The 19,022-nt window shown below is 73.5% G+C and carries 17 protein-coding genes and 1 pseudogene; 7 read left to right on the forward strand and 11 right to left on the reverse strand.

Features of this window, described 5'->3' with window-relative positions; translation table 11 throughout:
* The first annotated feature begins 45 nt into the window (after positions 1-45).
* Positions 46-1,725 (forward strand): rhamnogalacturonan lyase B N-terminal domain-containing protein, encoded by a 1,680-nt coding sequence (locus SCK26_RS08455; RefSeq protein WP_318200649.1) that lies wholly within the window; start codon positions 46-48, stop codon positions 1,723-1,725.
* A 7-nt stretch (positions 1,726-1,732) separates the two neighbouring features.
* On the opposite strand, the gene SCK26_RS08460 is transcribed toward SCK26_RS08455, so the two are convergent.
* Together SCK26_RS08460 and SCK26_RS08465 are read right to left on the reverse strand one after the other, a co-directional pair.
* Positions 1,733-3,142, reverse strand: coding sequence for an RICIN domain-containing protein (locus SCK26_RS08460; protein ID WP_318200650.1), 1,410 nt, complete (start codon positions 3,140-3,142; stop codon positions 1,733-1,735).
* A gap of 1 nt (position 3,143) precedes the next feature.
* Positions 3,144-4,238: a glycoside hydrolase family 43 protein gene (locus SCK26_RS08465; protein WP_318200651.1), complete on the reverse strand. Its 1,095-nt coding sequence runs from the start codon at positions 4,236-4,238 to the stop codon at positions 3,144-3,146.
* Between the two features lie 195 nt (positions 4,239-4,433).
* Between SCK26_RS08465 and mmuM the strand changes: the two genes are divergently transcribed.
* A complete protein-coding gene (gene mmuM, locus SCK26_RS08470) occupies positions 4,434-5,360 on the forward strand; it encodes a homocysteine S-methyltransferase (protein ID WP_318200652.1) in 927 nt (308 codons plus the stop codon).
* Positions 5,361-5,635: 275 nt separating this feature from the next.
* Here the strand turns inward: mmuM and SCK26_RS08475 are convergent, their stop codons facing one another.
* Positions 5,636-7,204 carry a carboxylesterase/lipase family protein gene (locus SCK26_RS08475; RefSeq protein WP_318200653.1) on the reverse strand — a complete coding sequence of 523 codons (1,569 nt, stop codon included), beginning with the start codon at positions 7,202-7,204 and terminating at the stop codon, positions 5,636-5,638.
* Positions 7,205-7,605: 401 nt separating this feature from the next.
* Here SCK26_RS08475 and SCK26_RS08480 point away from each other — a divergent pair, with 401 nt between their 5' ends.
* A complete protein-coding gene (locus SCK26_RS08480; RefSeq protein WP_318200654.1) occupies positions 7,606-8,697 on the forward strand; it encodes a LacI family DNA-binding transcriptional regulator in 1,092 nt (363 codons plus the stop codon).
* A gap of 62 nt (positions 8,698-8,759) precedes the next feature.
* On the forward strand, positions 8,760-9,047 hold the full coding sequence (locus SCK26_RS08485; RefSeq protein WP_318200655.1) for a hypothetical protein: 288 nt from the start codon (positions 8,760-8,762) through the stop codon (positions 9,045-9,047).
* A gap of 72 nt (positions 9,048-9,119) precedes the next feature.
* Here the strand turns inward: SCK26_RS08485 and SCK26_RS08490 are convergent, their stop codons facing one another.
* The 4 genes from SCK26_RS08490 to SCK26_RS08505 all read right to left on the reverse strand — a co-directional run bounded on the left by SCK26_RS08490 (position 9,120) and on the right by SCK26_RS08505 (position 11,807).
* Positions 9,120-9,377 carry a hypothetical protein gene (locus SCK26_RS08490; protein ID WP_318200656.1) on the reverse strand — a complete coding sequence of 86 codons (258 nt, stop codon included), beginning with the start codon at positions 9,375-9,377 and terminating at the stop codon, positions 9,120-9,122.
* The gene (locus SCK26_RS08495; RefSeq protein ID WP_318200657.1) at positions 9,374-10,237 is read right to left on the reverse strand and encodes an isocitrate lyase/PEP mutase family protein; all 864 of its coding nucleotides are present in this window, start codon (positions 10,235-10,237) and stop codon (positions 9,374-9,376) included. The genes SCK26_RS08490 and SCK26_RS08495 overlap by 4 nt, the downstream gene beginning before the upstream one ends.
* A gap of 156 nt (positions 10,238-10,393) precedes the next feature.
* A complete protein-coding gene (locus tag SCK26_RS08500) occupies positions 10,394-11,050 on the reverse strand; it encodes a ThuA domain-containing protein (protein WP_318200658.1) in 657 nt (218 codons plus the stop codon).
* Positions 11,051-11,216: 166 nt separating this feature from the next.
* Positions 11,217-11,807 carry a membrane lipoprotein gene (locus tag SCK26_RS08505; protein ID WP_318200659.1) on the reverse strand — a complete coding sequence of 197 codons (591 nt, stop codon included), beginning with the start codon at positions 11,805-11,807 and terminating at the stop codon, positions 11,217-11,219.
* 62 nt (positions 11,808-11,869) lie between these two features.
* Here SCK26_RS08505 and SCK26_RS08510 point away from each other — a divergent pair, with 62 nt between their 5' ends.
* Entirely contained in the window at positions 11,870-12,502 is a 633-nt protein-coding gene (locus SCK26_RS08510; RefSeq protein ID WP_318200660.1) for a VOC family protein, read from the forward strand.
* A gap of 191 nt (positions 12,503-12,693) precedes the next feature.
* Here the strand turns inward: SCK26_RS08510 and SCK26_RS08515 are convergent, their stop codons facing one another.
* The gene (locus SCK26_RS08515; protein ID WP_318200661.1) at positions 12,694-14,151 is read right to left on the reverse strand and encodes an amidase; all 1,458 of its coding nucleotides are present in this window, start codon (positions 14,149-14,151) and stop codon (positions 12,694-12,696) included.
* Between the two features lie 127 nt (positions 14,152-14,278).
* Here SCK26_RS08515 and SCK26_RS08520 point away from each other — a divergent pair, with 127 nt between their 5' ends.
* Both SCK26_RS08520 and SCK26_RS08525 read left to right on the forward strand, forming a co-directional pair.
* On the forward strand, positions 14,279-14,914 hold the full coding sequence (locus tag SCK26_RS08520; protein WP_318200662.1) for a TetR/AcrR family transcriptional regulator: 636 nt from the start codon (positions 14,279-14,281) through the stop codon (positions 14,912-14,914).
* 334 nt (positions 14,915-15,248) lie between these two features.
* A complete protein-coding gene (locus SCK26_RS08525; RefSeq protein WP_318200663.1) occupies positions 15,249-15,653 on the forward strand; it encodes a VOC family protein in 405 nt (134 codons plus the stop codon).
* On the opposite strand, the gene SCK26_RS08530 is transcribed toward SCK26_RS08525, so the two are convergent.
* From SCK26_RS08530 to SCK26_RS08540, 3 genes and pseudogenes are all read right to left on the reverse strand, one after another.
* Positions 15,633-16,322, reverse strand: coding sequence for a helix-turn-helix domain-containing protein (locus SCK26_RS08530; protein ID WP_318200664.1), 690 nt, complete (start codon positions 16,320-16,322; stop codon positions 15,633-15,635). The genes SCK26_RS08525 and SCK26_RS08530 overlap by 21 nt on opposite strands.
* A gap of 10 nt (positions 16,323-16,332) precedes the next feature.
* Positions 16,333-17,256, reverse strand: coding sequence for a VC0807 family protein (locus SCK26_RS08535; RefSeq protein ID WP_318200665.1), 924 nt, complete (start codon positions 17,254-17,256; stop codon positions 16,333-16,335).
* 607 nt (positions 17,257-17,863) lie between these two features.
* A pseudogene (locus tag SCK26_RS08540) lies at positions 17,864-18,994 on the reverse strand (YihY/virulence factor BrkB family protein); the annotation flags it as partial.
* Positions 18,995-19,022: the final 28 nt, after the last annotated feature.

The following is a 19,022-nucleotide window of genomic DNA, read 5'->3' on the forward strand; positions in this document are numbered from 1 at the left end:
TGCCAGTCACCCGCACACCCCGGACCTCCCCAAGGAGGCACCCCCATGTCCGGATCCACCGACCGCACGGTCACGCGCCGCGCCTTCGTCGCCGCCGGTGCCGCAGCCGCCGGCTCGGCCGCCCTCGCCGGTCCGCTCGCCGGCACCGCCGTCGCCGCCGGCTTCGGCTGGCGTGACGACGGCACCGACTACGTCGTCGACACCGGCGCGAACCTCGTCTTCAAGGTCTCCAAGTCCACCGGCGACCTGACCTCGCTGGTCTACAAGGGCACCGAGTACCAGGGCTACGGCGGCAAGAACTCGCACATCGAGTCCGGTCTCGGCAGCTCCGCCGTGACCCTGGCCCAGTCCGGCTCCACCGTCCTGATCTCCGTCACCCACGGCACGCTGCGCCACTACTACGCGGCCCGCGCCGGCGAGAACAACATCTACCTGTGGACCCACAAGGCCGACTCCTCGGTCGCCGCGACCCGCTACATCCTGCGTGTCGCACCGGGCCTGTTCCGCAACGACGAGCCCGACTCCTACACCTACACGACCCGCACCATCGAGGCGTCGGACGTGTTCGCGAAGTCCGACGGGCAGACCCGCTCCAAGCACTACTCCAAGGTGCGGGTCATCGACTACGACTACACCGGCTGGTCCGCCGGCGGCGTCGGCCTGTGGATCGTGCGCGGCAACCACGAGAAGGCCTCCGGCGGCCCCTTCTACCGCTCGCTGCTGCGTCACCAGAGCACCGACGGCGGCGGGCTGTACGAGATCCTGTACTACGGGGAGAACCAGACGGAGCCCGAGCGCTACGGCCTCCAGGGCCCGTACGTCATCGCGTTCACCGACGGCGGCGCGCCCTCTCCCGCCCTCTACCACGACACGCTGACCACGCCGTGGGCCGACGCGCTGGGCATCGCCGGGTACGTGCCGGACAGCGGCCGGGGCCGCGTCGCCGGGGTCGGCATCGCCGGGCGCGACACCGCGTACCCGTACACCGTGGGGCTGGCCGGCTCCTCGGCGCAGTACTGGGGTCAGGCCCGCGCGTCGGACGGGTACTTCTCGATCTCCCGCGTCCTGCCGGGCACGTACACGCTGACCGTCTACAAGGGCGAACTGGCCGTCCTGGAGGGCCGGGTGACCGTCACCGCGGGCGCGACGACCACGCTCAACACGCTCACCGTCCCCTCGTCCAACGACCCGTCCCGCGCGAGCGCGATCTGGCGGATCGGCGACTGGAACGGCACCCCGGCCGGGTTCAAGAACGCGGACCTGATGACGTACGCCCATCCCTCCGACGTCCGGGCCGCGCCCTGGACCGGGAACGTGGTGATCGGCAGCGGCACGGAGACGTCCGGCTTCCCCTGCTACCTGTGGAAGGACGTCAACAGCGGCCTGCTCGTGTACTTCAGGCTCACCGCCGCGCAGGCCGCCGCCGCGCACACCCTGAGGATCGGCGTGACGACGGCCTACGCGAACGGCCGGCCGCGGATCACGGTCAACGACACCTGGACCTCGGCGATCCCCTCCCCGCCCGCCCAGCCGGGCACCCGGTCCCTGACCGTGGGCTCGTACCGGGGCAACAACCACACCTTCGCCTACAGCGTCCCGGCCGGTGCCTGGCGCACGGACACCGGCCAGTACAACGTGCTGAGGATCGAGGTGGTGAGCGGTTCGGGGACGACGGGCTACCTCAGCGCCGGTACGGCCGTCGACGCCATCGACCTACTCGCCTGACCGGCACTCAGCTCCCGCGGGTCCATTGCTGGTTGGCCGCACCGTTGCACGCGTAGGTGATGATCGCGGCCGAGTCGGCGGTGGACCCGCCGGAGACGTCCAGGCACTTCCCGCTCGCACGGGACGTGAGGGTGACGTACGAGCCGGAGGCGGTGACCGACCACTGCTGGCCGGTGGCGGCGGTGCAGTCCTCCTGGGTGACCCCGCTCGCGTTCTCCTCAAGGCACAGGGAGCTGCCCCGGCCCACCAGGGCCCGGTAGCCGTTGCCGAGGTCCTTGAACCACCACTTCTGGTTGGTGCCGCCGTTGCAGGTGTACTGGCTGATCGCGGCCCCCTGCCACACCGACCGGCTCGGCACGTCGGCGCACTTGGAACTGTGCCGGGCGATCAGCGTGTTGTAGGTCGCGGAGGTGCCCGTGACGGTCCCGGCCGTGGTGTCGACGGTGATCTCCGGATACCAGGACATGGTCATCGTGGTGGCGGTCGGGAAGGACAGCGGCAGCCACACGTACCGGGAGTCGTTCACCTTCCCGCCGAAGGAGTCGCCCCAGCGGTCGCCCAGGTACAGATACGAGGTGCCCGAAGTGCCCTGCACGGGAAGGACGTAGGCGGTCTGGGAGCCGTAGGCGGTGGAGTCGCCGACGTTCTTCCAGGACGTCCACGGGCCGGCGAGGGAGGTGGCGGTGGCGTACTGCTGCTGGTTGGGGTTCCAGCCGGTGGCGCCCGAGGTGAGCATGAAGTAGACCCCGCCGCGCTTGAACAGGGCCGGTGCCTCGCGGTGGCCGCCGGGCCAGGGGTTGGCGACCAGGCCGGCGATGCCGGTGTAGTCGGCGGTGAGCCGGTAGATGTGCAGGTCGTAGTTCTCGTTGGCGGCCGAGATCATGTACGCCGTGCCGTCGGTGTCGACGTAGGTGGTCAGGTCGCGGGACATGTACTGGCCGAGCGGGCGGAAACTGCCCTTGTAGGCGTAACTGCCGTCGACCGTGTCGGAGACGGCGACGGCGGCGCGGGCCTCGCCGTAGTCGGTGCCGTTCTCCTTGTGCATCCAGAGGACGAACTTGCCGGTGGCCGCGTTGTAGAGGACCTTGGGACGCTCTATGTAGGCGGTGGCCAGTTCGGCGGCGGAGGACTGGGTGAGGACGCGCGCGCGGAACTCCCAGTTCCGCAGGTCGGAGGAGCGGTAGGCGTCCACGGACCGGAAGGTGTTGTCGCTGTTGCGGTCCTCGCCGAACCAGTAGTAGTAGCCGCCGACCTTGATCACTCCGCCGCCGTGAGCGTGCACCGGGTTGCCCGAGGTGTCGGTGAACCGGGTGCCGTTGGCGATGGACTGCGGTGCCGCCTGGGCGGGTCCGGCGAGAGCCGGCGCGGCGGCGAGGGCGCAGCACAGGGCGAGCAGAAGGGCGTACAGGCGTCTCATCTCACACTCCTTCGGTCACGGTGTCGGCCACGGGGACGCCGAAGTCCGGGGTGCCGTCCGGCTTCCAGCCGAGCCGCTGGATCCGGGTGTGCCGATTGGGGTCGTGCAGCGGGTCGCCGGTGATCTCCTTGTACTGGCGGGCGTGGTAGACGAGGACGTCGGTACGGCCGTCCTCGGCGACGGTGAAGCAGCTGTGCCCGGGGCCGTACTGTCCCGTGGTGTCGTTGCTGGTGAACACCGGTACCGGCGACTTGGTCCAGGCGCGCGCGTCCAGCAGGTCGCCGTGGGCGTCGGCGGTCAGCAGGCCCATGCAGTAGTGCCAGTCGGTGGCGCTTGCGGAGTAGGTGAGGAAGATCCGGCCGTTGCGCTTGAGGACGTACGGGCCCTCGTTGACCTTGTAGCCGACGCACTCCCAGTCGTACTCGGGTGTGGACAGGCGCACTTGCGGACCGGTCAGGGTCCAGGGGCCGGCCATCTCCGAGATCCACAGGGCCGTGTTGTTGTCCATGCCGGGTTCGTGCTGGGCCCAGACCAGGTAGCGGGTGCCGCGGTGCTGGAAGGTGGTGGCGTCCAGGGAGAAGGTCTCCCAGGCCGTCTTGATCTGCCCTCGCTCCACCCACGTCCCCTTGAAGGGGTCGGCATGGGCGTTCTCCAGCACCCAGATGCGGATCGCCCACACGTCCTCGGCGGGGGCCGAGGCGAAGTAGATGTACCACTTGCCGCCGATCCGGTGCAGCTCGGGCGCCCAGATGTGGGCGGCCATCGGGCCGTCGGCGTGGGCCCGCCAGATCACCGACTCGGCGGCCGCGGACAGGCCGTTCAGGGTGCGGGAGCGGCGCAGGACGATGCGGTCGTACTCGGGGACGGTCGCCGTGAAGTAGTAGGTGCCGTCGGTGTGGCGGGTGATGTGCGGGTCGGCGCGTTGACGGACGAGGGGGTTCACATAGGGGGCCGCCTTCGGGTGCTCCAAGTGCGGCCGCGGGGCGGCTGCCTGGGCGAGGCCGGGGGTGACGGCCAGGGCGCCGGCGGCGAGCGCGGCGCCCTTGAGCACCGTCCTGCGGCCAAAAGCGTCGGGCAGGTCGTGGTCGCGGCTCATGCGGACTGCCTCTCGGTGGGGTGCGGTGGCCTTCGGCGGAACGTCGTGGTGCCTCTGAATGGGATCTGTTCGAGATTCCGTACGTCATCTGTGATTCCGAACGCCGAAAAGGTAAGGGCGCGCTCCGGAAGGGTCAATGGGTCGGGCGCGAGGACCCCCGGTCCGCGGCCGTTCCGCTTCGACTAGCGTCGTGACATGACCAGCGACACCTGCCCCAGCCTCGCCGACGCCCTCGCCGCCGGGACGGTCGTGCTCGACGGCGGCATGTCCAACCAACTGGAGTCGGCCGGGCACGACCTGAGTGACGAACTGTGGTCGGCGCGACTGCTCGCCGAGCGGCCCGAGGCGGTCACCGAGGCCCACCTCGGCTACTTCCGCGCGGGCGCGAGCGTGGCGATCACGGCCAGCTACCAGGCCACCTTCGAGGGCTTCGGCAAGCGCGGCATCGACCGCGCGGAGGCGGCACGGCTGCTCGCGCTCAGCGTGGACCTGGCCCGCACGGCGGCCCGGCGGGCGGCGGACACCGGCGTCCGGCGCCCGCTGTGGGTGGCGGCCTCGGTCGGGCCGTACGGGGCGATGCTCGCGGACGGCTCCGAGTACCGGGGCCGGTACGGGCTCAGCGTGGCCGAGCTGGAGCGGTTCCACCGGCCGCGGATCGAGACGCTGGCCGCCGCCGGGCCGGACGTGCTGGCGCTGGAGACCGTGCCGGACGCCGACGAGGCCGCCGCGCTGCTGCGAGCGGTGCGGGGCCTCGGGGTGCCGGCCTGGCTGTCGTACACGGTCGACGGACCGCGCACCCGGGCCGGCCAGCCCCTGGAGGAGGCGTTCGCCCTCGCCGCCGACTCCGAGGAGGTGATCGCGGTCGGCGTGAACTGCTGCGCACCGAAGGACGTGGAGCCGGCCGTGGAGATCGCGGCGCGCGTCACCGGCAAGCCGGTCGTGGTCTACCCCAACAGCGGCGAGGACTGGGACGCCGGGGCGCGCGCCTGGCGGGGCGGTACGACGTTCGGCGCGGCACGGGTCACGGCGTGGCGGGAGGCGGGGGCGCGGCTGATCGGCGGGTGCTGCCGGGTGGGTCCGCGGAGCATCGGGGAGATCGCGCGGACGCTGGACGCGGCCTGAGCGCAGTCCCTCACCGGAGGGACGCGGAGGCACCGGGACGCCGCGGGAGGCGCACGTCGGCGTGCGGGGCGTGGACGAGCGCCCTCGGCGGCGCCCCCTGGTCGAACAACGACACCGGGCGCCGATGACGGTACGCGCCCGTTTCCGTACGGTGAGTATCCGCTCGGCCTCTTCGAAAGCTCCGGCCGCCCGGACCCTCCCACCGGGCGGCCGGCTCGTTCCGTGCGCCGCGCCGGGGCCGGCCCGTCGCCTGCCGGGCCCGTGTGTGACGGCGGTCAGCGGCGCAGGGCGCCCGCCGAGCGGCGGAGCCGGCGCAGGGCGGAGGCGAGTTCGGCGCCGGGGGCGCGCGGGACGGCGTGCCGTGCGGGCTCGGCGACGGCGGACGCGGTGGTCCACAGGGCGATGTCCGCGTCCCGTGGGCCGTGGACGACCCGCGGCGCGCCGTCGTCGAAGATCCGCACCGGGTGCGTGGCGTCCCAGGCCGCCCAGCCCGGGTCCCCGGTCGTCGCGAACCGCACCCAGGCGGTGTGCATCGCGTCGCACAGTTCCCGCGGCGCGCCCTCACCGGCCAGCTTCTTCGACTCGGGCACGTCCCCGGTGTCGAAGACGAACCCGAGTTCCAGCGCATGGCAGGCGCCGAGGCCGGGCAGCCGGGACGGCCACGCGAACTCGTACAGGTGGCAGGCGCCGGGCCGGGCGTCGGCGAGCCGGTGCAGCGGCACCCGCAGCAGATGGTCGGTGACCATCTGGCCGACGATCTCGGCGGTGCCGGCGCCCGGGTGCAGCAGCCGGTAGCCGCGCGGGATGTCGTGACCGGCGTGGCAGCGGGCCATGGCTCCGGCCAGGGCGACCGCGCCGAGCCGGTCGACGCGCTCCAGCAGTCCGCCGGGCGCCAGCCACAGCCGGTATTCGTCCCGCGTCCAGCCCATGAGCAGCTCGGCGTCCGGGGCGGCGCCGCCGTCGGTCAGCGCCTTCAGCGGGTCCCGGGGCACGAGGTCGCCGTCCACGACGATGCCGAACGCGGGACCGCCGAGCACCGGGCCGCCGAGCCGGCCGGCCTCGGCCTGGGCGCGCAGCAGCAGGCCGCGGTCGACGGCGGCGAACGCCTCGGCGGTGGCGGGGACCCTCAGCCGGGCGGCCATCCGGCGCACCATCCGCCGCACCTTGTCGCGGTCCGAGACCTCGGGCGGTCCGCTCTGCAGCACCGCGCGCCGGATCAGGCCCCGTGTCCGCGGCGCGGCGAGCAGGACGCCGGTGCTGATGGCGCCGGCCGACTGTCCGCACAGGGTGATCCGGTCCGGGTCGCCGCCGAAGGCCGCGATGGTCTGGTGCACCCAGCACAGGGCGGCGAACTGGTCGCGCAGGCCGGGGTTCGGCGGCGCGTCCGGGAACAGGCCGTAGCCCTCCACGCCGAGCCGGTAGTTGACCGAGACGAAGACGACGCCGTCGCGCGCGAAGGCGCTCCCGTCGTAGACCGGCACGGCCGAGGAGCCTCTGGTCAGCGCGCCGCCGTGCAGCCAGACCAGCACCGGGAGCCGGGCGCCGGGGCCCGGATCGGGAGTCCATACGTTGAGGTTGAGGCAGTCGTCGCCGGGGATGGCGGGGTCGGACAGGTACGGGGCGAACGCCTCGGAGTACGGCGGTTTCGGCGCGGTCGGCCCGAAGGCGCCGGCGTCCCGGATGCCGTCCCAGGGCTCGGGAGGCCGGGGCGGGCGGAACCGCAGGGAACCGAAGGGCGGGGCGGCGTAGGGGATGCCCCGGAAGACCGCGATGCCCCGCTCGTACCGGCCGCGCACGGCCCCGTAAGGGGTCGGGACCACGGGTCCCGACTGGTCCGCCGCCATAGCCACCAGCCCTTCACCGCGCGCCCGCGCCGCTCACCGGTGCGGACACCGTTCACATCAGAGCACCACACGACGCGGACGTATTCCCGGCACGGAACCGCTGCCGGGCCGTCCGGAGAACTGCGCCTCACGCTCCGGCTCCGGGCACCGAAGGGCCGACACGGCCCGCCGGCCGCGCGACCGGCACCGGCCCGGCCCGGCGACCGGCCGGTCCGCACGCTGGAGATGCGCCCGTCGGCGGTCGGCCGCATCCCGTGGATCGTCCGTCTTCCCGCCGTGTTCAGGCGCAACTATCGTAGGAAGCGCTTTCTGTCGGCGGCCGGTGATCGGTTTTCGGGCCACGACAGCGCGTCGGCAGCAGGTTGCGATGGCCCACGGGCGGGCCGGGAAGGGGGTTCGCCATGGTCCGTGCGCGGGGTGCGAACGTGGTGGCCGGGCCGACGCTGGCGGTGGTGGCCCGGGAGGCGGGCGTGTCGGTGCCCACCGCGTCCAAGGTGGTCAACGGCCGTGAGGACGTCGCGCCCGAGACCCGCCGCCGGGTGACCGAGGCGCTGGACCGGCTCGGCTATGTGCGCCGCTCCCGCTTCGACGCGGCCAGGGCGCCGGGCCTGGTGGACCTGGTGCTGCACTCGCTGGAGAGTTCCCGGTCGGGCGCGGTGCTGCGTGGGGTGGAGGCGGCGGCGTACGAGGCGGGGCTGGACGTGGTGGTGTCGGCCGCGCCCGCCCGGGGCCGGGACGCCCGACCGGAACAGGGATGGCTGGACAAGCTGACCGCGCGCGGCTCTTCGGGAGTGCTGTTCCACCTGGCGGAGCTGTCCGCCGCGCAGTACGCCTGGCTGGACCACCACCGCATCCCCTATGTGCTCGTCGATCCGGCCCACGAGCCGCCGGCCGGAGTGGTGTCGGTCGGGGCGGCCAACTGGCAGGGCGGGGTGTGCGCGACCGAGCATCTGCTGGAGCTGGGCCACGAGCGGATCGGGGTGGTCGCCGGCCACCCGCGCACGATGGCCGGCGAGGCACGGCTGGCCGGCTACCGCTCGGCGCTCGCCTCGGCGGGCGTGCGGTATCGCGCCGAGTATGTGCGGCACGCGGACTCCGACGAGGCCACCGCCCGGCTGCGCACCCACGAACTGCTGGACCTGCCCGAGCCGCCGACGGCCGTCTTCGTGTGCTCGGACCGGATGGCGCTCGGCGTGTACGCGGCGCTCGCGGAGCGGGACGTGCGGGTGCCCGACGCCATGAGCGTGGTGGGCTTCGACGACCTGCCCGAGGCCCGCTGGGCCGTACCGGCGCTGACCACCGTCCGCCAGCCGCTGGCGGAGATGGCGGCGACGGCGTTGCGGCTGCTGGTCCGCATGACGCGTGGCGAGCGCCCCGAGGGCACCCGGACGGAGCTGTCGACCCGGCTGGTACGGCGGGCGAGCACGGCCCCGCCGGCGGCGCACCGCCCCACGGCGTACGCGCCCGCCGGCGCGGAGCGGCCATCCGCGTGACGTTCCCGGCGCGTCGGCCCGTCGTACGGTGACCCCGCCTCCGCGCGGGTCGTTGGCCGGGCATGAAGCGCAGCACGCGTACCGCCGCGGTCCTCGCCGTGGCCGCAGTCGCCCTGGCCGCCGCCTACGGCACGGCCCATGCCGCCCGGCACACCCTCGCCCCCGGACAGCAGCGCGTCGCCATGACCCCGCCCGTCGCACCGACCGCCGCACCGCCCGCGGTCTCGCCGGCCGACGAGCACGACCCGGAGGAGGACGTCGGGTTGGACGAGAACGGCCGTCCCGACACCGGGGAGGACCGGGCCCGGGCGGACCTCCGTCACACGCGGACGGCCGGACACCTCCCGTAAGGGAAGCGCCCGGCCGTCGTCCGTGTTCGATCGCCGTGTTCCGTCGTCCTGCCGCGTCCTCGTCTGTCCTGCTCAGTCCTCTTCGTCCTGGTCGGGACCGGCGAGGAGGGCCTCCACCACGTCCACGGCGCTGCCGTCGTGGTCGCTGCCGGCGGTGCCGCTGCCGGCCTGGAGGTTGGCCGTGCGGTCGACCTCCAGCCAGGAGTCGGCTTCGGAGTTGTCGATCACGGTGATCAGGCTGTCGGACGCCACGGCCGGCGCGGCACCGGCCCCGAGGAGCGCGGCGGCGACCGCCGCGGCCGTCCCGAGCCCGGAGACGGCACGGATCACACGCCCACGCCCTCGGAAACGAGCCGCTCGCGGGCGATGTTGCGCTCCAGCAGACTGGTGGAGGCCTTCACCCCGACACCGCTCGCGGGGTCGACCTCCGGCAGCCGGCCGTCGGCCGCCTTGAGGCCGGCGAGCGCGGAGTCCATCGCCTCGTGCGCGGCGAACAGGCACGGCGTGCTGTAGATGGCGACGTTCACGCCGAGGTCGGACAGTTCGCCGAGGGACAGGCGAGGCGACTTGCCGCCGGCGATCTGGTTGAACAGCAGCGGCTTGTCCCCCGTGACCTTGCGGATCCGCTTGATCCACTCCACGCTGCGCACACCGTCGACCAGCACCACGTCGGCGTCGGTGGCGGCCAGCCGCTCGGCCCGGTGCAGGATGTCGTGCTCGTCGGTGGCATCCGTACGGGCGACGACGACCAGGTCCCTGCGGGTCTCCAGGACCTTCTCCAGCTTCTCCAGGTATTCCTCCAGGGGCAGCACCTGCTTGCCGTCGGCGTGGCCGCAGCGGCGGGGCCGCTTCTGGTCCTCCAGGATCACGCCGGAGGCGCCGATGCGCTCGAGTCCCTCCACGACGTGACAGGCGACCTCGGGGTCGACGTACCCGTCGTCGATGTCCACCAGCAGGTGGTGGTGCGGGAACGCGCCGCGCAGCCGCTGGACGAAGGCCACCATGTCGGGCCACGCGATGAATCCGATGTCCGGCAGCCCGTAGTACGAGGCGGCGAAGCCGAAGCCCGAGACGAACATTCCTTCGTAGTGCTTGGCGGCGATCGACGCCGAGTACATGTCGTACACGCCGATCAGCGGTGTAGTCCCGGGCCCGGCGATGCTCTCGCGCAGTTTCTTACCGTAAGTCAAGGTCCGGCTCCTTCTGTGGGTGGGTGACGCGGGCAGGATGGGTCACGCGTCTCGACGCCCTTTGCCAAGACAAGAGCATCTCTAGGTAGACACATGACCATCCCTCTACGCGAGCTTTAGTCACCCCAATGGGGCAACCGGTTCACCGCAGAAACGTCACTGAGCCGGTTCTGCCACCCATTCGAGTCCGCCGTTCAGGTGAGCGAGGAACTCCGGGTCGCGGTACGCGTCACAGGCATGGCCAAGGGCTGTGTAAAAAACGCGGCCGGCCGCCGGGCCCCGCTCGCGGCACCAGGCCAGCGGATGGTCCGCGCCCATCCCGCCGCCTTCGTACGACGTCTCGTCCGCGCGCAGCAGCACCCGCTCGCGGTCTCCCGGAACGCGGTCGAAGTCGTACCACTCGTCGGTGAATTCCCACACCGGCGGCAGGTGCCGGGTGGCGGGATGGGCGGGGTCGGCGACGAGGGCGCGGCCCGGCTGGCAGGCGGGGTGCCGGGTGAAGCGGGCGCCGAGGAGTCCGCCGTAGTACGGCCACCCGTACTCGGTACAGGCCGCCGCGTGCACCCCGGCGAAGCCGCCGCCCGCCCTCGTGTACCGCTCCAGCCGCGCCCGCCCGGCCGGGGTCAGCACCCTGCCGCTGGTGGACAGGAAGACCACGGCCGCGAACCCTTCCAACGGGCGTTCGAAGTCCGCGGGATCCTCGGTGTGCTCGACGGCGAACCCGCCGAGCGCCCTAATCGCGTCGACCGCGTCCGGGATGGACTCGTGGCGGTAGTCGGCGGTGCGGGTGTAGAGGAGGAGACGAGGAGGCATGGCGGGGCTCCGGGAGGGGTCGGGGTGGGCCGGCCGGCGTCCGGTGCGCGCCGGCCGGTGGCGGGTGACCGCGCGGTGGCGGTCGGCACGGACCGGTGGCGGCGCAGTGGGTGAGCGTGACCGGGCCGGCGACGGGCGGGAGCCGGTTCGCCGTGGACGGGGCCGGTCAGCTGCTCCCGGGGACGCTGTTGTCGGGGGCTCCGTCGCCGTAGGACGGGAGGTCGCCGCGCTCCACGGGGGCCGTTGCCGTGCGGGGTGACGGCAGGAGGGGGACGAGTTCCTCGGGGGCGGGGCGGTGGATGGCGTCGGCGGCCCGGCGGAGCACGTCGGCCGCCACCTTCTCTCCGTAGACCCGGACCACTTGGCCCTTCTCCGGTGCCCGGCAGACATGGCCCTCGGGACAGTCGGCGGCGCTGCCCCGCTCCGCGTAGAGGTGCAGGACGGCACCGTCCTTCGCCCAGTACGCGACGGAGAAGCCGTCGTCGCCGTTCACCCCGATGGACTGCTGCGCGAGCGTGAAGCCGGGCACCTCGGTGACGTAGACCAGCTCCGGCGCGATGCCCAACGCCCGCAGGCGCTCGTCCATGTCGGCCTGCCCCGGGGCGGCGGACGCCGGCTCCCGGGTGCTCCCGGCAGCCGCCCGCCCGGAACCCGAGGCGGCCGGCCCGGGGCCGGAACGCTCCTTCTCGGTGCCGCACGCGGTGAGCAGTGCGGGCAGGAGCAGGAGCAGCGGCAGGGCGCGTGCGGCACGGATCATGCCGCCCATGGTGCCGCACAGGCGTACCGTGCGGTGCTTCCGGTTCCGTAACCTCTCGCCGGATGAACGCCATTCCGCCGTTTCTGGACCATCTCGTGCTCGCCACACCGGACTTGGGCGCGACGGTCGCCGACTTCGCGCGACGGTGCGGGGTCACGCCGGTGCCCGGCGGCGCACACACCGGTCTGGGCACCCGCAACCATCCGGTCGGGCTCGGCGGCCGGAGCCATCTGGAGATCATCGGCCCCGATCCGGAGCAGCCCGGGTCCGCCGGGCCGCGGCCGTTCGGCGTCGACCGGCTGACCGGTCCCACCGTGCTGACGTGGGCGATCAGCCGGCCCGACCTGGACGAGGCGATCGCCGTGGCCCGGGCGCGGGGCCGGGACCCCGGCCCGGCACGGCGGATGAGCCGCCGCACCCCGGACGGAACCCTGCTGCGCCGGCGGCTGACCGACACGGACGCCACAGGTGTCCCGGAACCGGTGCCGTTCCTCATCGACTGGGGTGACTCCCGGCATCCGTCCGCCTCGGGCCTGCCGGTCACCCCGCTGCTGGCGGTCTCGGCCGCGGTGCCCGACCCGGAGGCGGTACGCGACCGGCCGACGGCACTGGGCACCTCGCTGCCCCTCACCGAAGGACCCACCGCGTTGACCTTCACCGTGGACACCCCGAACGGACCGGTCCGCTACGGCTGACCCCCGCGGCGCCTCCCGGCACGCGGCCGGCCCGAGCGGCACACCCGGCGCACACGGAACCGGACCGGACGGACGACGCGGTGTCCCCGGTCACGGCGCACCCGGACGCGACGGACCACCACCGGCGACGCGCACGCGGGCATCCTCCCGGAGCGCTCCTCACCCGGGCGGACATCCTTCCGGCGGCCTCCTCAGCGGCTCCGGCCCGTGGGCCGTCCCGCCCACACGGCAGGGGTCCGGCCCGACCACGGACTGGCCTGTTCGAGTTGTCCGGCGAGGCGGAAGAGGCGGCCCTCGAGTCCGTAACCGGCGGCGAACTGCATGCCGATGGGCAGTCCGGTCCCGGGGTCGGCCGTGACCGGCACGGACATGGCGGGTGTGCCCGTCACGTTGAACACCGCGGTGAAGGGCGAGAGGTCGAACAGCCGGCGCAGCCAGCCCGCACCGTCCAGCGTCTCCGCGCCCTCGGCATGGGTGCCCAGCGGCACGGGCAGGTCGGGCAGCGTCGGGGTGAGCAGCATGTCGTACGCGTCGAAGTACCGTCCCAGGCTTCGGGCGATCCGGTTCCGCAGCGCGAGAGCGGCGACGAACTGAGCGCCGGTGACCTGCTGCCCGTAGCGATAGCCGGCGAGGACGGGTGGCTCGAGGGTCGAGGAGTCGACGGGCCGGCCGAGCGCGGCGGCCACCTCGTCGACCGAGGCCGTGAGGTTCGCGCTCCACTGGCGGGCGCCGGCCAGCACGAATTCCTCCCAGTCCGCTCCCAGTCCGACTTCGGCCTCCTCCACGCGATGACCGAGGGATTCGAGCAGGCGCACGGTGCGGGAGAGGGCGTCGGCCACGGGCGCGGTGGTGCGCTGTCCGCCCCACGCGTGGGCGAGGACACCGATCCGCAACGAGCCCGGAGAGCGGGTGACTTCCTCCGCGTACGGCCGGGGCGGTTCCTGGGCGAAGTAGGGGTCGCCGGGCTCCGGGCCGCGGATCTGGTCGAGCAGCACCGCGCTGTCCCGTACCGTGCGGCTGACGGCGCCCTGCACGCCGAGGCCGTTGAAGACCTCGTCGGCGTCGGGCCCCATGGAGACCCGGCCGCGGGTGGGCTTCAGCCCGAACAGGCCGTTGCAGGCGGCGGGTATGCGGAGGGACCCGGCGGCATCGGTGGCGTGTGCGACCGGCACCACTCCGGCGGCGACAGCCGCGCCCGCGCCCCCGCTGGACCCGCCCGCGCTGCGCCCCAGGTCCCAGGGATTGCGGGTCGCGCCGTACAGCACCGGTTCCGTCGTGGTGCTGTAGGCCATCTCCGGGGTCGCGGTACGCCCGAACGTCACGAGGCCCGCGCGACGGAAGCGCCGCATCAGGAAGGAGTCGGCGGAGGCGACATGCCCGGCCGCGAGACGGCTGCCCAGCTCCGTCCGCCGTCCGGCCATGGTGACTCCGAGGTCCTTGATCAGGAAGGGGACACCGGCCAGCGGCGCGCTTCCGGGGGCGGGGTCGTCGTCGGGCGGCCAGGTCTCCACGATGGCGTTGATCCGCGGGTCGACCGCCTGCGCCGCCTCGCGTGCCGCCGCCACCAGCTCGGCGGACGTCACCTCGCCCTTGGCCACCAGCTCCGCCAGCCCGACGGCGTCGAAGGTCACGTACTCGTCAACTCTCACCTGTTCACTCCAGCGGAAAAAGGATACCGACGAGTCCCTGACGATACCGAGCGGTATCAAGAGGAACGGGCTGGTACCGTAGCAGCGGGTGGAGGTCGCCACAACGGACCCAGGTCACGGAGCAGTCATGGCATCGACGGTCAGAAGGCCGACCAGGGTGGCGAAGCTGCCGCCCCGTGAGCGCATCCTCGACGCGGCGGAAGAGCTGTTCCAGAGCGAGGGGATCAGGCGGGTGGGTGTGCAGGCCATCGCCGAGAAGGCCGAGACCACCAAAATGGCGATCTACCGGCACTTCGAGACCAAGGACGCGCTGGTCGCGGAGTGGCTGCGGATCGTCGCCGCCGACTACCAGGCCGTCTTCGACCGGGTCGAGGCCGAACATCCCGGCCGGCCCAGGGAGCAGATCCTGGGCATCGCCCGCTTCATCGCCGAGGGACTGCCGGAGATCTCGCACCGGGGCTGCCCGTTCATCAACTCCATCGCCGAACTGCCCGACCGCTCCCATCCCGCCCGGCAGGTCGTCGAGCAGCACAAGGCCCTCCAGATGCGCAGACTGGTCGGCATGTGTGCCGAGGCGGGGCTGCCCGACCCCGGACAGGCCGCGGCCGAGATCACCTTCGTCCTCGAAGGCGCGCAGGTCTGCGCACAGAACGGCAGCGTCGATCAGGCAGGGGACCGGCTGATGAACATGGTGCGGCGGATCCTCGATCAGCACCGTTCCTCCGTTTCCTCGCTCGACAGTTCGCGAACGACCACCGGCTGACCCGTCCCTCGCCGGCCCCGGGCCGCCCGTTCACCGGACTCCGCCGTCCGGGTCCCCGAGGCCACCGCGATGGGACGGCGCGGCGCCGGGTAACACCCGGTGGCAGCCGGTGGCATCGGCCAAGGGGTCGGCCAAGGGCGCGTCGGGGCCGCCACCGCGATCGGCGGTGCGGGCGCGGCTCCGGGTGAGCGAACCGGCGACCGGCGGCTCACCGGGACGAACGCCCGTCGCGGGGCGGGGCCGGCGGGGCGCCGGTCCCTGTACGGTCGGGCGGCCGCGGCTGGTGTCCGATTCCTTCAAGACCTCTCTGCCGGCCGCTGCCTACGGTGACCCCATGACCGTACGCATCGCCGTGATCGGCCTGGTCAGCTCGGACCTGGCCGCCTCCCTCGCCTTCTACCGCCGCCTGGGGCTGGTGTTTCCCGAGGGGGCCGAGGAACAGCCGCATGTCGAGGCCGAGTTGCCCGGCGGACTGGTGCTCGCCCTGGACACCGAGGAGACCATCCGCTCCTTCCATCCCGGATGGCAGCCGCCCACGGGTACCGGACGGGCCTCGCTCGCCTTCCGGTGCGGCTCCCCCGCCGAGGTCGACGCCCGGTACGAGGAGTTGGTGGCCGCCGGCCACCACGGGGAGCTGAAGCCGTGGGACGCCTTCTGGGGCCAGCGGTACGCCACCGTGCACGACCCGGACGGCACCCAGGTCGAGCTGTTCGCCCCGCTACCCGTCCCCGGCGAGTAGCTCCCCGAGCGGCATCCCCGCCAGCCGGCGCACCTCCCGCGCCAGGTGCGGCTGGTCGGCATAACCCGCGCGGATCGCCGTCTCCGCGTACGGCGTCCCGGCGCGGGCCAGGGCCAGCGCCCGGCGCAGACGCAGGATCCGGGCCAGGGTCTTCGGGCCGTAACCGAACGCGGTCAGGCAACGGCGGTGCAACCGGCGCTCGCCGATGCCGAGTCCGGCGGCCGTGGCCGACACCGGGCGGCCCTCGCCCAGGCACTCCACCAGCCGGCGCAGCAGCGGGTCCGGGGCCTCCGCCTCCGCCGCCCGGTCCAGGGCGATGTCCTCCAGCGCACCCGCCGGGTCGGGAGCCGCGGCGACCCGGTCGCACAGCCGCCGGACCCTCGCCGCGGGCCACAGGTCCGCCAACTCGACGCGCATGTCCCTCAGTTCGTGCGCCTGTACGCCGAGCAGCGCGGGCGCGGTACCGGGGAAGAAGCGGACGCCCGCCCAGGATCGCGCCGGGCCCTCGGGGGCATAGGGGCGGGTGTCGGGGCCCGCGACGAGCAGCCGGCCCTCGCTCGACAGCAGGTCCATGCAGCCGTCCGGGAGCACGGGCCGGACACTTGCGCCGGTCGGGGACTTGGTCCACACCACCGCGCCGGTCAGCCGCGACGCCCGCTCCGCGTACACGTGAGCCAGCCTACGGGGTTCCCGGCTCCCGCGGTGCCGGCGCCGGCGCGGGGGCGCCGAACAGCGGGAGGGCGTGGCGTATGCGGAAGCGGCGGGCGTAGGCGGCGGTGATCCCTGCGGCCAGGGCCAGCAGGACGAGGGAGACGGCGCGGTCGAGCAGCGGCACCGTGTCGGTCGGCAGCGTCGCGGCGGCCAAGGCGCCCAGAGCGCCGTCGAGGAGTTGTTCGACTCCCCAGAGCAGGGTGAGGGTACGCAGCGCGCGGCGGAAGGGCGCACTGTGCTGCCAGAGTCCGGCTCGGGCGTGGACCGCGTGGCCCCGGTGCAGCCGCTGGCCCAGCTGGAACGCCAGGGGTCTGCGGGTGAACGCGGTGCCGAGTGCCCAGCAGCCGACCGCCAGGGGCAGCGCCGCGTTCTTGAACAGCAGGACGCGGGGGCCGCCGCCGGTCAGGGACACCAGCGCGGCGGCGACCAGCAGCGCCGTGAGGAAGAGGTCCACCCCGTCGATGCGGCGGTGCCGCACCGCACCGGCCAGCAGGCGCAGGGCCGGCGGTGCGCCGCTGAGCAGCAGGGCCGGGCCCTGCTCGGTGCCGACGGCGCGGGCCGCGTAGTACACGAGGAGCGGGAGGAGGATGTCCACGGCGAGGGACAGCAGAGGGCCGCCGTGGAAGGTGCCGGGTGGTCTCGGGTGCCGCGGTGGCCTCGCGGGCTTTGGCGGCTGGGGTGACGGGGGCCGCTGGGGCAGGCCGGCCGGGTCGCTCGGCTCGGCTGCCCTGAGCGACCCGGTGGACGTGGCCGGCGTCCGCTCGGCCGCCTCGGTCTTCCCGATCGGCCCGGCGACGGTGCTGATCACCCCCGTGGCCCCGGCCGCCCCGGCCGCCCCGGCCGGCCGTCCCGTCGTGCCGCGCTGTACCCCGTGTCCCATCCGCTGCGTCATGTCCGCTGCCTCCTTGCCCGGTGCCGGAGCCGTGCCGGGCGATGCTGCGACGGCGACGCCCGGCTGGCCTGCTGCGGCCGGACGGCTCCGGCCTGCGCAATCACGCTAGGCCCGGGGCGGTGCCCGGCGGATCGGAGCACGGGTGGAGCAGCGGGTGGAGATCCGGAGGACAGGCACCGGCGCGTTCTCCACCGCCGGATCCAGCCCGCAGGGTGGAGACGGTCAGCCGTCGGACGGATGGCCCTTCAGGGTGCGGTCGGCGGGCGGGCGCCCAGGCTCACCACTCGCCACTCGGATGCGCCGGATTCCTGCCGTCCGCACCGCCGTCCACGCCGCCGCTGCCGCCGGCATTGCCGATACCGGTGCCGCCGCCGTTGTTCCAGTAGCCCCCCTCGCCGGCGCCACCGCCACCCTCGGCCCAGTACCCCCCGGCCCCGCCGAAGCCACCGCTCCCGGCACCCCCGCCGCCGCCCCCGAAGCCACCGCCCCCACCGTATCCACCGGCACCACCGGCACCGCCGACGTCCCCAGGGCCTCCGGCACCCCCGCCGCCCCCGGGCCCCCCGGTGCTCCCGTTCTCCCCGTTCCCCGTCGCGTTCCCGTTCCCGTCGTTCCGGTGCGCGTGATGCGGATTCCGCGCATGGCCGCGCAGGCGGGCCGTCACGTCTTCCGGAGGCAGGAAGCGGGACCAGCGCTCGGGGAACTCGGAGGGCATGTCGGGGTCGTCGGGGTCGGCCTCGCGCGCCACCGCCGCGGCGCGGGCCACGTACTCGGCGACCTGCGCCTCGCGCATCCGCTCGTTGGCCTCGCGCGCCGCGGCCGTGGCCGCGGCCGGCCACACCCGGTCGATGGCCGCGTTCACGGCCGCGCCGACGAGCACGGCGAAGGCGCCCACCCCGATCCACAGCAGGACCGCGACGGCGGCGGCGAGGGAGCCGTAGATCGTGGCGCCCTCGATGGTGTACGTGAGATAGATGCGCAGCAGGAAGCTGCCCAGGACCCACATCGCGAGCGCGACCAGCGCGCCGGGCACGTCCTCGATCCAGGGGGAGCGGACCGGCACCGAGACGTGGTACAGCGTCGTCAGGAAGGCGATGGACAGGACGATCACGACCGGCCAGTACAGAACCTGGACCACCGTCTCCGACCACGGCACGATCCGGACCACCGCGTCCGGCCCGGCCACCATCAGCGGCAGCGCCACCGAGCCGATCAGCAGCGCCACGATGAACAGCAGGAACGCCATGATCCGGGTCTTGACGATGCCCCGGACGCCGTCGAGCCCGTACATGACGGTGATGGTGTCGATGAAGACGTTCACCGCGCGCGAGCCCGACCACAGGGCGAACAGGAAGCCTATGGAGATGACGTCCGGCCGGCCGCCCCGCATCACGTCGTGCAGGATCGGCTCGGCGATCTCCTTGACGCCCTTGTCGGACAGCACCGTGCGGGAGGCGTCCAGGAGGTTGGTCTCCAGGCTGTGGATGGTGTCCGCGCCGGTCCAGTCGTCGACGTAGCCGAGCAGGCCGATCAGGCTCAGCAGCAGCGGCGGTACGGACAGCAGCGTGAAGAACGCCGCCTCCGCCGCCAGCCCGAGGATGCGGTACTCCATGCAGGAGTTGACGGTGTCCTTGAGCAACAGCCAGGCGGTCCTGCGCTTGGAGACGTTCCGGTAGAGAGCTCTGGCCCGGTGGAAGCGGCCGGCCGGGCGCTCGGGGGTTTCACTTGCTGGCTGCACGAGCCAAAGGTATCCGCAGCACGGGACC

It is taken from the genome of Streptomyces sp. SCL15-4 (genome assembly GCF_033366695.1).
Taxonomy (GTDB): Bacteria; Actinomycetota; Actinomycetes; order Streptomycetales; family Streptomycetaceae; genus Streptomyces.

Coding starts and splice junctions, on each gene's coding strand:
- SCK26_RS08455 (WP_318200649.1), top strand. CDS start 46: ATGTCCGGATCCACCGACCGCACGGTCACGCGCCGCGCCTTCGTCGCC.
- SCK26_RS08460 (WP_318200650.1), bottom strand. CDS start 3,142: ATGAGACGCCTGTACGCCCTTCTGCTCGCCCTGTGCTGCGCCCTCGCC.
- SCK26_RS08465 (WP_318200651.1), bottom strand. CDS start 4,238: ATGAGCCGCGACCACGACCTGCCCGACGCTTTTGGCCGCAGGACGGTG.
- mmuM (WP_318200652.1), top strand. CDS start 4,434: ATGACCAGCGACACCTGCCCCAGCCTCGCCGACGCCCTCGCCGCCGGG.
- SCK26_RS08475 (WP_318200653.1), bottom strand. CDS start 7,204: ATGGCGGCGGACCAGTCGGGACCCGTGGTCCCGACCCCTTACGGGGCC.
- SCK26_RS08480 (WP_318200654.1), top strand. CDS start 7,606: ATGGTCCGTGCGCGGGGTGCGAACGTGGTGGCCGGGCCGACGCTGGCG.
- SCK26_RS08485 (WP_318200655.1), top strand. CDS start 8,760: ATGAAGCGCAGCACGCGTACCGCCGCGGTCCTCGCCGTGGCCGCAGTC.
- SCK26_RS08500 (WP_318200658.1), bottom strand. CDS start 11,050: ATGCCTCCTCGTCTCCTCCTCTACACCCGCACCGCCGACTACCGCCAC.
- SCK26_RS08505 (WP_318200659.1), bottom strand. CDS start 11,807: ATGATCCGTGCCGCACGCGCCCTGCCGCTGCTCCTGCTCCTGCCCGCA.
- SCK26_RS08510 (WP_318200660.1), top strand. CDS start 11,870: ATGAACGCCATTCCGCCGTTTCTGGACCATCTCGTGCTCGCCACACCG.
- SCK26_RS08520 (WP_318200662.1), top strand. CDS start 14,279: ATGGCATCGACGGTCAGAAGGCCGACCAGGGTGGCGAAGCTGCCGCCC.
- SCK26_RS08525 (WP_318200663.1), top strand. CDS start 15,249: ATGACCGTACGCATCGCCGTGATCGGCCTGGTCAGCTCGGACCTGGCC.
- SCK26_RS08535 (WP_318200665.1), bottom strand. CDS start 17,256: ATGACGCAGCGGATGGGACACGGGGTACAGCGCGGCACGACGGGACGG.